At 28.8% G+C, this 11,040-nt stretch carries 10 protein-coding genes and 1 tRNA gene; 2 read left to right on the forward strand and 9 right to left on the reverse strand.

Annotation, left to right across the window (positions count from 1 at the left end; all coding sequences use genetic code 11):
• Window positions 1-11 precede the first annotated feature (11 nt).
• Genes CAMP18497_RS04975 through CAMP18497_RS05015 form a run of 9 tightly spaced genes read right to left on the reverse strand, consistent with a single transcriptional unit; the run spans window position 12 to window position 9,168 of the window.
• Complete coding sequence (locus CAMP18497_RS04975) at window positions 12-2,201, reverse strand: RelA/SpoT family protein (RefSeq protein WP_039618004.1); 2,190 nt, start codon at window positions 2,199-2,201, stop codon at window positions 12-14.
• Window positions 2,185-2,403, reverse strand: a complete 219-nt coding sequence (locus CAMP18497_RS04980) for a DNA-directed RNA polymerase subunit omega (RefSeq protein ID WP_039618002.1) — start codon at window positions 2,401-2,403, stop codon at window positions 2,185-2,187. Before CAMP18497_RS04980 ends, CAMP18497_RS04975 begins: the two co-directional genes overlap by 17 nt.
• Window positions 2,404-2,412: 9 nt before the next feature.
• A complete protein-coding gene (gene pyrH, locus CAMP18497_RS04985) occupies window positions 2,413-3,138 on the reverse strand; it encodes a UMP kinase (RefSeq protein ID WP_039628219.1) in 726 nt (241 codons plus the stop codon).
• Between the two features lie 55 nt (window positions 3,139-3,193).
• Complete coding sequence (locus CAMP18497_RS04990; protein ID WP_039641203.1) at window positions 3,194-4,369, reverse strand: murein hydrolase activator EnvC family protein; 1,176 nt, start codon at window positions 4,367-4,369, stop codon at window positions 3,194-3,196.
• Window positions 4,366-5,172 carry an ABC transporter permease gene (locus tag CAMP18497_RS04995; RefSeq protein WP_337212851.1) on the reverse strand — a complete coding sequence of 269 codons (807 nt, stop codon included), beginning with the start codon at window positions 5,170-5,172 and terminating at the stop codon, window positions 4,366-4,368. The genes CAMP18497_RS04990 and CAMP18497_RS04995 overlap by 4 nt, the downstream gene beginning before the upstream one ends.
• A complete protein-coding gene (locus CAMP18497_RS05000; RefSeq protein WP_039642523.1) occupies window positions 5,159-5,815 on the reverse strand; it encodes a cell division ATP-binding protein FtsE in 657 nt (218 codons plus the stop codon). The genes CAMP18497_RS04995 and CAMP18497_RS05000 overlap by 14 nt, the downstream gene beginning before the upstream one ends.
• Window positions 5,816-5,847: 32 nt before the next feature.
• The gene (gene trmB, locus CAMP18497_RS05005) at window positions 5,848-7,038 is read right to left on the reverse strand and encodes a tRNA (guanosine(46)-N7)-methyltransferase TrmB (protein ID WP_337212852.1); all 1,191 of its coding nucleotides are present in this window, start codon (window positions 7,036-7,038) and stop codon (window positions 5,848-5,850) included.
• Window positions 7,038-8,252, reverse strand: coding sequence for a fibronectin type III domain-containing protein (locus CAMP18497_RS05010; protein WP_337212854.1), 1,215 nt, complete (start codon window positions 8,250-8,252; stop codon window positions 7,038-7,040). Before CAMP18497_RS05010 ends, trmB begins: the two co-directional genes overlap by 1 nt.
• Window positions 8,206-9,168 (reverse strand): RluA family pseudouridine synthase, encoded by a 963-nt coding sequence (locus CAMP18497_RS05015; protein WP_337212856.1) that lies wholly within the window; start codon window positions 9,166-9,168, stop codon window positions 8,206-8,208. The genes CAMP18497_RS05010 and CAMP18497_RS05015 overlap by 47 nt, the downstream gene beginning before the upstream one ends.
• A gap of 72 nt (window positions 9,169-9,240) precedes the next feature.
• Between CAMP18497_RS05015 and CAMP18497_RS05020 the strand changes: the two genes are divergently transcribed.
• Window positions 9,241-10,350 (forward strand): FtsW/RodA/SpoVE family cell cycle protein, encoded by a 1,110-nt coding sequence (locus tag CAMP18497_RS05020; RefSeq protein WP_257904694.1) that lies wholly within the window; start codon window positions 9,241-9,243, stop codon window positions 10,348-10,350.
• 52 nt (window positions 10,351-10,402) lie between these two features.
• A tRNA-Ile gene (locus CAMP18497_RS05025) sits at window positions 10,403-10,479 on the forward strand.
• Window positions 10,480-11,040 lie beyond the last annotated feature (561 nt).

Below are 11,040 nucleotides of genomic sequence, written 5' to 3' on the forward strand. Positions count from 1 at the left end.
AAACCTTTTTTTTAGTGATTATTATACGCATCATTTAAAGATGTAAAATCTAAAATTTTATATCTAGCTTTTAATCTTTCTTTTGCATTTTCAACATCTACATTATTAGGTAATTCAACCTGCACTTCAAAATAATTTGCCACCACAGGCTCTGAATCGGCTGAATTAATACTTAAAACATTAATTTGCATTTTAGCTAAAGTAGTTAGAAAATCTGCTAAAGAACCTTTTTTATTTTCTATAGAAACGATGATTTTGTAACTTTTTATCGAGCTATCATTCCAAGAAACAAAAACCATTTCTTTATTATCTTCTATCATTTTCATTGCTTGCTCGCAAAGCTTATGGTGTATCGTTGCTCCAGTTGAGTGTCTAAAAGCAATGATTTCATCCCCTCTTTTAGGTCTACAACAATAATCAAAATTAATCGTGGTTATTTTATAGTTAGAACCAATTACTATACTTTCAAATTTTTGCTCATTTTGCTCAAATTTAGCTGCTTGATTTTGCCCTACATATTTTCTAAGAGCTATAATTACCTCTTTAAAATAATTAAAATCCAAGGCAATTTGTCTGAGCTTTTTGTTAAATTTTTCTTTTTCAAGCCATTCTTCTATAAGCTTAGAATCTTTATTAAATACTGTAGATAAAAGATTTATAGCAATTTTATTATTTAATTCTTTTTTCTTTTGCTTACAAAAATCTCTTATACTAGCTCTAGCCTTTCCTGTTTTAACACTATCTATCCAAGAACATCTAAAAAATTCTTCCTCTGAAGTTTCAATGCTAACTATATCTCCATTTTTTAACACAGTTAAAAGTGGTACTCTCATACGATTAACAAAAGCAGTTTTTGCATGAAGCCCTACTTTAGTATGAACCTCATACGCAAAGTCTAAAGCCGTGGCTCCACGCGGCAAAGTGAAAATCTCACCTTTTGGGGAATACACCGCTATATCTTCTATATATAAACTATCTTTTGCATATTCATAAAGCTCAATAGCATCACAATCTTGTATATTATTTCCTTCTTCTTTGCCGTGCATGGAAATATCTGCAAGCCAATCTAAATTTGGTGTTGTTATATTTCCTTCTTTGTATTTCCAATGTGCTGCCACGCCAAATTCAGCAGTCTTGTGCATATCAAAGGTGCGAATTTGAGCTTCTATGATATTTTTTGCATCAAAAAGTGTTGTGTGTAAGGTTTGATAACCATTTTGTTTTGGCAAGGCTATATAGTCTTTAAATCTTGAGATTAAAGGATTAAAATGCGTATGTAAAATTCCTAAGGCCAAGTAACAATCATAAACTTTTTCTACCAAAATTCTTACACCCAAAAGGTCTAAAACTTCATCAAGCCCTACACCTTTTCTTTGCATTTTCAAATAAATAGAATAATTATGTTTAATTCTTTTATGTATAACAAAACTGCCTTGTCTAAAACCATTCTCTAAAAACAACATTTCTATCTTTGAAATAAATTCATTAAATCCAAGTTGAATTTGTTGATCTTTTGCATTTATATAATTATCAATTTGTGCGTACTCATCAGGTAGTAAAAATTTAAAACTTAAATCTTCAAGTAAATTTTTTATACTTGAAATTCCAAGTCTGTGAGCTATAGGTGCATATACCACCAAGGTTTCTTCGCTGATTCTTTTTTGTTTATCTTCTCTTAAAAAATTTAAAGTAAGCATATTGTGTAATCTATCGCAAAGTTTTATTACAAGCACACTCACATCTTCAACACCAGCTAAAAGCATATTTCTAAAAGTTAAAGCAGATTTTGCAAGTTTTTCATTAGAATTAGAGCGTGTAAGATGATCTTCTCTAATACTGACTATTTTAGTTAAACCTTGAACTAATTTGGTTACCTCTTCACCAAAATTTGCATTTAATTCCTCTTCATTGCAATTTGTATCTTCTAACACATCATGCAATAATGCAGCTATGATCATAGACTGCACAGGACTTAAAAACGCCACAAAAGAAGCCACTAATATAGGATGAACTGCATATGGTTCTCCACTTTTTCGAAATTGTCCTTCGTGTTTTTGAATACAAAAATCTACTGCTTTTTCTAAAACAGCAGATTGTGGGAATACCATAAAAAGGATTTCTTTTGCTCTTTGTAAATCCTTACAATTTTTAACATCATCAACAAGTTTATCTAACAATAACTCATCATTTACTAGCTTCAATAAATCCCTCTAAAACGATTTTATCTTCTGCTATTTCATGTAAAGCAATGTCGGTGTATTTGTATTTATTTTTATCTAAATTTACCAAAGGTTCTGCACCATTTGCAAGCTCTTCAGCTCTTTTAGCTACTACAAGAGCTAATTTGTATCTATCATCTTTTAGTTTTTTTAATGCTTTTGCAGCTATTTGTTCTACTCTCATTTTTTGCCTTTAATCTTGATTTTTAACAATAGAGCATAAACTCATATCGCCTTGAATGATTTTTAATAAATTTCCTTCTTTAAACATATTACATACCACAATAGGTAAAGCATTATCTTTAGCTAAGGCTATTGCCGTATCATCCATAACTTTGATATTATCATGTAAAGCTCTTTCATAGCTTAATTCATTTAGCATAATTGCATCATCATATTTTTTAGGGTCTTTATCATAAATTCCATCTACTTTAGTCGCTTTAATAATCATATCTGCTTGAATTTCCACCGCTCTTAAAGTTGCAGCAGTATCTGTAGTAAAATAAGGATTACCTGTACCACAAGCAAAAATAACTATACGTCCCTTTTCTAAATGTCTATGTGCTCTTCTCATGATATAAGTTTCACAAAATGCTTCCATTTGAATAGCACTTTGAACCCTTACATCAAGTCCAGCACTTTCTAATGCTTCTTGCATAGCTATAGAATTAATCACAGTAGCAAGCATACCCATATGATCACCACTTGTTCTTTTTATAAGTCCATCTCTTGCAGCAGATACCCCTCTAATGATATTTCCACCGCCTATTACTATACCTACTTCAACATTTTCATTAATTAAGCTTTTTATTTCAGAAGCTATGTATTTTAAAATAGAATTTTCTATACCAAACCCATTTTCTCCAGCCAAAGCTTCCCCAGAAAATTTAACCAATACTCTTTTTCTTTTATTGTTCATTAAATTTCTCCTTTGATTTGAAACTATATCAAAATTCGCATTAAAAAAAACTAATTTATTTAATCATTTCTAAAGGATTAATATGAAAATTCTTTTGTGTTACTTCAAAAGTTAAATCACTCTCAACCCTGCCTATAATATAACCTTTTTTAATATTTCTACCCACTTTAACCCCAGGTGCAATTTTATCTAAATGTGCATAAATAGTATGTATACCATCTTTATTTTCAACAATCACAACTTGTTTTAAAGTTGGAGTCGCTTTTGCAAAAACCACTTTACCATCTAAGACATTTCTTACTGCAGCATTAGCACTATCACTTTTTAAAACTACATTTTCGTTATAAATTTTAATATTATAAATAGGATCTATGTAATTTCCAAATTTTTGTTTTACCGTGTAAGATTCTAAAGGGGCGATTGTCTTAGGGCCACTATAGCGCTTGACACTGCTTGTTTGATAGCTTGAACCCACTTGTTTTATGTTTGAATTTGGCTTTTTATCTTCTTTTTTTTGTGCTAATTTTTCTTCTTCTTTTTCTTTGATAATTTTTAATTTATTAAGTGTTTTCCTTAATTCTTGTTGTTGGGCTTGTAAATTAGAAAGTTTTCTAGTATAAATTTCCTTATCAGTTTTTTGTTTAGCTATTTCTTGCTCTTGTTTTTTTCTAAGATTTTTAAGCTCATCAATTTGATCTTTATAAACTTTTAAATTGCTATTAATTGTAGTGATTTGTGTTTGTTTTTCTTCTATTTTTTTGCTTATATCTTCATAATCTTTTGAAATTTGGTAAAATTCCTCCTTGAAAATTTTATCCAAAACCCCAACTAATTCTAAAGCTATGATACTATCTTCGCTTTCAATATAATTTTTAGGAATTGCCAAATCATAAGCAAAATCTTTAGCAATTAAATCGATTATCTTTCCTTCGATTTTATTTTTATTTTGCAAAAGATCTTTATTTTGCGCATTAAGTTGTTCTAGTGCTTTTATTTGAGTTTTTACCGAGCTTTCAAGCTTAGAGGTTTTTGAAGTTAAAGTGCTAATTTCTGAAGCGATTTTTTTTAAATTTTTCTCATTATCTAAAATTTCACTAGCTAAATCTTCTAACTTTTTAGATAACTGCTTTACTATACGTTCATTTTCTTTGATATCTTTTTGTTTTTGTGCAATTTCATTTGCAAATAAAACAGAAAAAGAAAACAAAAAAAGCAAAAAGCATTTTTTCATTTTCTAACCTTAAACATTACAAAATTCACACAAGCAAAACAAACACAAAGCATTGCTAAAAAAATCAAAAACAAATGTGTAAAAATACTTATTTTAGGTAAGCTAATGTCTACACTTTGTAAAGCTAGTTTAATGGATTCAAGATCATAAACTTGGGTAAAAAATAATACAAGCAACAAAAATGCTATAAAACAATCAATAAAAACTATCTTATAAAGCATAAAAGATCTAAACCAAAACGGTGCCCCAAGTAAGCACATGATTTCCACTCTTTGAGTATGCTCAAAAAGCCAAATTTTCATTTGCTTAAGCAATAATACAAAACTAAGCAATATTATAATAAACAAGAAAAACCATAATAAAAATTTTACCAAAACCAAAAGTTTATAAATTTTTGTATGTGTTTTCGCAAAAGTTTCTACTTTAGCAATATTAGGATTTTTTAAAAGCTTATCTTTTAAAGCATTTAGTTCATCTTCTGATAAAAGCTTATTAAGCTTTAAAGTATAAAATTTTGGCAATGTAGCTTTCAAAACCTCTATATTTTTAGCCGATATATCATTCTTAAGTCTATCTATCATTTCATTTGGATTTAAAATTTCTAAAGATTGAAAATGACTTACTTGATCTTCTATGCTTTTTTTATCTAAGTGAGTTTTTCCTACTAAAATGATATTATAGTCTTTATTTAAAAGTTTTTCATAATGCTCTATAGTTTTGTTTGTAATGATTAAAAACTCAAAAGCAAACATCATTACCATTAAAGCAAATATCAAAGAAAGATGATTTTTAAAAGATTTCATTCATTCTCCCATTTTCTATATTAAAACGACGATAATCAAGTCTTAAATTAGTAGGAATTCTATGCGTAACAACAACTACGCAAGTTCCAAGTATTTCTCTAGCTGATTTTAATAAAGTCCATATAATATCTGAAGAATACTCATCCAAATTTCCCGTTGGTTCATCACATAAGAGTAATTTTGGATTATGCGCCAAAGCTCTTGCCATAGCCACGCGTTGTTGCTCTCCACCTGAAAGCTGAGCTGGCTTTTTATCAGCTTTGAAAGTTAAATTTACATGCTTTAAAAGCTTTGCAGCTTGCTCTTTACATACATTCTTACTATAACCTTTAATCATCAAAGGTAGCATTACATTTTTTTCTACACTAAATTCTTGCACTAAACGATAATCTTGAAAAATAATTCCTATTTTTTGCCTAAGCTGCAAAAGCTCAGCATTAGAAATATCTACTAAGTCATTATTGCAAACCTTTAAGCTTCCACTTATTGGCTCCAAATCTCCATAGAAAGATTTTAACAAAGTTGATTTTCCACTACCACTTTTTCCTGTAATAAAAACAAAATCATTATCTTTTAGTGAAAAACTAGCATTTTCTATAACAAGTTCATCATAACCAAGACAAAGCTTTTTAGCTTCTATCATCACTGCTTTTTCCTTATTTATTTTATAAATTATTATTTGATATAAGAATACAATATTTCTCTTAATTTTTCTATAGCTTTTAAATTTTCTTTAGTTTTAAAGGGTTGCTCAAAGATAAATTCTATTTTTTGTGTGTTTAAAGCTATATAAACATGTTCAGGCTTGTAAAAAGCGCCAAAAGCTATTTTGATGATAAGCCCATCATCTTTAATGTATATTTTTTCAAAATGTAAGAAAAAATCCTCACCTTTAAAAACTTCATTTTTAAAATTCTTTTTTATACAAGCTAATTCTTCTGTGCTTAATCTTAGATCTTCAATAGCAAATTTTTGATCCTTACTTAAACTTTCACTCTTACTAAAACCACTGATGATTAAATCATATATATCTTTATTTTGCCTTTTCCATCGATCTTCATATTTGCTTGAAATTTCTAAATTTTCATTTTTTTTGATTAAAGCTTTTAAATGTGAAAAAGTTAAAAAAGTTTCTAAGGTAAAATCAAAATACAAAAAGCTATCTGTTCTTAGTTCAAATTGTCCATTTTCTTTTAAAACTCTAGCGCATTCATTTGCAAAATTTAACCCCACTACTCTACGGTGAGGCTTTTTATCCCAAGGGACAGGAAAATGCAAAAAGATTTTATCTACTAGATTAGATTCAAGTACGCTTAATAATAATCTTGCATCGGTTTCTATTAATAAAACATTATTTAAGTTTTCACTTAAGGCAAGTTTAGCTACTTGCTCTAACGCAGGGGTGTAAATTTCTATACCAATTATCAAAACATCAGGATTTGATCTTGCTTGATAAAGTAAATGCCTACCACTTCCAAAACCTATTTCAATATAAATTTGCTTTTTGCTTTTTATTTGCTCTAACAACTCTTTTAAATCATTAGCAATTAAAGGTGTTTTTTGGATTAACCTTGTATGTTTTAATGCCACAGCTTCACAAACTACATCTTGAGTGAAATTTTCTTTAAACACAAGTAAAGCTTTTTGCAAATATCCAATTTGCGAAGGCTTAGTATGTTTTTCACCTTTAATAAGCCATTCTTGTTTTTTTTCATCTTTTTTAATCTGCAAAAAAAAGTTTTCTTGTTTTATGCGCGTAAAAAGCAAGTCTACATTTTCACCTTTAGCAAGCCATAAAAATTCAACCCCATCTTTTTCAAAAGGAAGTTGAATTTCTTTTAAAATTTTACACTTAAAATTTGGCATTATTTCACCGCTGTAAATTTATCAGAAGCTTTTGATTCTATACCATTTGCATCAATAGCTATAACTTCATAACTATACACTTTTCCAGGAACAGCTGTGATATCTTTTAATTGTTTAGATTTAATCTCTTTAAATACAGCATTACTTCCACCGCCGCTTCTTTTAACTATATACTCTTTAGCTCTATCATCATTATCAACCCATTCAACTCTAATACCATCATCTTCAACAGCACACAAAACAATACTTGGTGCTAATGGTGCCCCTAAGGTAATACCTTCTACAGGCTCATTTGCTATAGGACTTTCCAAGCCATCTTTATCGACCATACTAACTTTATAATATCTTTTTTCAGCCACACCTTTAACTACATCTTCATAAGCATTTTCAGAAGTTTTAGCTACCACGCTAAAAGGTAAAAAGGTAGTTGAACTAGAATAAATTTTATAATAAGCAAAATCAGCATAGTCAATTTTATCCCAAGTTAAAATAATTTTTCTTGGCGCATCTTTACTTGCTTGTAAATTACTTACCATAGGAGGAAGCGCTTTGGTGGTTGATTCGACTATCTTACTTGGGGTGCTTTTAATACCATCATAAGTTAAAGCTATGATTCTATATTGAAAACTCTCATCAGGTTTTAATGAATCATCTATATATTCAGCACTTAAGCGATTTTTAACCCTGGTTAATTCTTTAAATTTCATATCTTTCATATTTGCACGCTCAATGATGTATGAATTTACTCTTAAATCAGGGTGTGGTCTCCAAACTATTTTTACACGATTTGGCAACCCCACAATAGCTTGCACAAAAGGCACTGGATCAATCACTCTATTTGTAAAAGCTTCTATGCTTACACCATCTTGAGAAACTTGTCCAAGCTCGTTAAAGGTTTTCATAGAATAATAATACCTTGTATTTGGCTCTAAATTTGTATCAGTATAATGAGTTTGAAATTTATTTTTGATTTTTGCTATAAGCTCCATAGGTGCACCAGCTGCATTTGCTCTATAAATATAATATCCTGCTATATTTTGATCATACAAAGGTTCCCATTCAAAAGCTATGCTTGTAATATCACTTATACTTTTAATATTTGAAATTTTTGGTAAAGTATCATTTACTTGAGCAATTTGAGGCGAACTCATAGTTGTACTACAAGCACTAAAAGCCAAAGCAGAACTTAAGATAATCCAGTGAAGTTTTTTCATCTATCTCTCCTTGTGTAAAATTTTCTTTTAAAATTTGATAAAAATCATCAAACATAGGAGCTTTTATAAACATTAACTCTTTAGTCCTAGGATGAATAAAATAAATCAAATACGCATGAAGCATTACTCTATTATACTTTATTTTTCCTTTATATCCGTATAATTGATCTCCTAAAATATATCGATTAAAATCTGCTAAATGCACCCTGATTTGATGAGTTCTTCCTGTGTATAACTTAGCAGCTATCAAAGAGCAGTTTTTAGCACTTAATAAATTTATAAAATCTGTTTTTGCATTTTTTGCTAAAGGATTTTTAGTATTTGTAGTAATTTTTTTAAGCCTATTGTTAGGACAACGCATAATAGCTTTTTCATTACTCATTTTATCATTTTTCAAAGGCAATTCACTCAAAGCAAGGTAAAATCTACCCATACTTTTATCTAAAAGCTGATTTGCTAAAAATTGATGTGCTTGATTGTTTTTAGCTATGATGATAGCTCCGCTTGTGCCTTTATCAAGTCTATGCACAAGTCCTGCTCTATGCTCTCCATTTAAATTTGATAAAGCATAGCCCTTATGCAAAAGCCAATCCACCAAAGTCGCTTCTTTAACACTACTTGCACCATGCACGACAACATTAGGAGCTTTGTTTAAAACTAAAACATCATCATCTTCATATAAAATTTCTATATCAAACTCAGGCGTGTAGCTTTCTTTGGCTTCTTTTACTAAGGGTAAAAAAATACTTATTTCATCTTTTTGTTTTATTTTTTTAGAACTTTTATTTTCTAATTTTTCATTAATATATATGCAATTTTCTTTGATTAGTTTAGCAACTTGCGAACGACTTTGTTTAAGTATATCTGATAAAAAAATATCCAATCTTTCTTCACAAAGTGATGAAATTTTTAGCATATTATATTTCCTTGTGATAAAATTTGCAATTTTAGCATATAATTACACAATATTTTGTAAAAAAGGTTAGCTTTGATAAAACTTGATAGAAGAATTCTAACGCATTTTGATTTTGTTCAACCTCTTTTAGTGTTACCTATCATAGCTATATCTTTTCTTTTAATTTATGAAGCAAATATACGCTTAGCTGAAAAGCAATTTATCTACACTTTAGTGGGTTTTGCAGGATTTGCATTTTTTTTCTTTTTACCTTTAAGAAGATTAATGTGGCTTATACCTGTATTATATTGGATCAATATAGCTTTGCTTTTGAGTGTGGATATTTTTGGTGTTGAAAAACTTGGTGCTAGAAGATGGCTTGAAATACCTTTTACACATTTTACCATACAGCCTTCTGAAATTTTCAAACCCTCCTTTATTTTAATGCTAGCTTATTTGATTTATCAAAACCCACCACCTCATAATGGCTATGGTTTAAAACAATTTTTAAAGCTAAGTTTTTATATCTTACTCCCATTTTTACTTATAGCAGGAGAGCCTGATTTAGGAACAGCTTTAGTACTTTTAATAGTAGGCTTTGGAACACTTTTTATTATAGGAGTAAATTATAAAATTTGGCTTAGTATTTTTTTAGCTATAGCTATTGCTTCACCTATTATTTATAGTGATTTTTTAAAACCTTATCAAAAACAAAGAATTCATGATTTCTTAGCTGAAGAGCCAAGTTACCATGTAAAACAATCCATCATTGCAATAGGAAGCGGTGGTTTGAGCGGAAAAAAAGCAGATGAAGCCACACAAACACATTTTAAATTTTTACCTATTTCTACAAGTGATTTTATCTTTGCATATTTATCTGAAAGATTTGGTTTTATCGGTGCGGTTATAATCATATTGCTTTATACCTTACTCATTTTTCACTTATTGAGTTTAAATTATAAGCTCAAAGATGATTATTTTACAAGAGTGGTAACAAATTGCATTGCTTTATTTATTTTCATATATGTGGCGGTAAATATATCAATGACCATAGGTTTTGCCCCCGTTGTTGGTATACCTATGCCATTTTTTAGTCATGGTGGAAGTTCTTTTGCTACCTTTATGATTTTCTTTGGAATTTTACAAAATTTAATAACTTTTAGATATTTAGCAATAGAAAAAGCGGTAAAAATAAAATTCTAAATTTAAATTAAGGAAATAAAGATATAATAACATTTTTATTTTAACTTCTGGCGGATTTATAGCTCAGTTGGTTAGAGCAACCGGCTCATAACCGGTTGGTCGCAGGTTCGAGTCCTGCTAAATCCACCATTTATTTTTTACTCCCGAGTGTTTTTTTGGCAAATTATATTCAAAATATTAAAAAAGAGTTTTTATATTTTCAAAAATAGCTTTTTGTATATTATATATGACAATCTATTTTACATCTAAATTATATCTTTTTCATAGATAAAACTAATTATACTATGTGAGCTATTATCATACTTTATAATATTTTCTAAAGCTTTGAAAAATCACTAGGAATTTTGATAATCAAATTTTCATTTTTTAAGTTTAATTTCTTAAATGATAGGTTTTATTATCATAGTAAAAACTTTGGTTTAAAAATACTTTTTTAAAAAATATATAGTCTTTATAAAAAAGCTTCTTGGTAAATTTTATTTAAAATTTATATCTAGATTGATATAAACCTTTATATCAATCTATGTTATTGATTTAATATCATCATATAAAACTTCATCTTGTGAATTTGGATTTGTAAAACCTTGTTTTAAAAGCATATATCTATTAAACCTAGTTACATTACCCAAATTCTTTAAAACATCTCTCTTGTATTGCTTTTAAAATCTTGCTATTTTTTAAATCAATTAC

It is taken from the genome of Campylobacter sp. W0066.1 (genome assembly GCF_024723635.1).
GTDB classification, from domain to species: domain Bacteria; phylum Campylobacterota; class Campylobacteria; order Campylobacterales; family Campylobacteraceae; genus Campylobacter_D; species Campylobacter_D lari_C.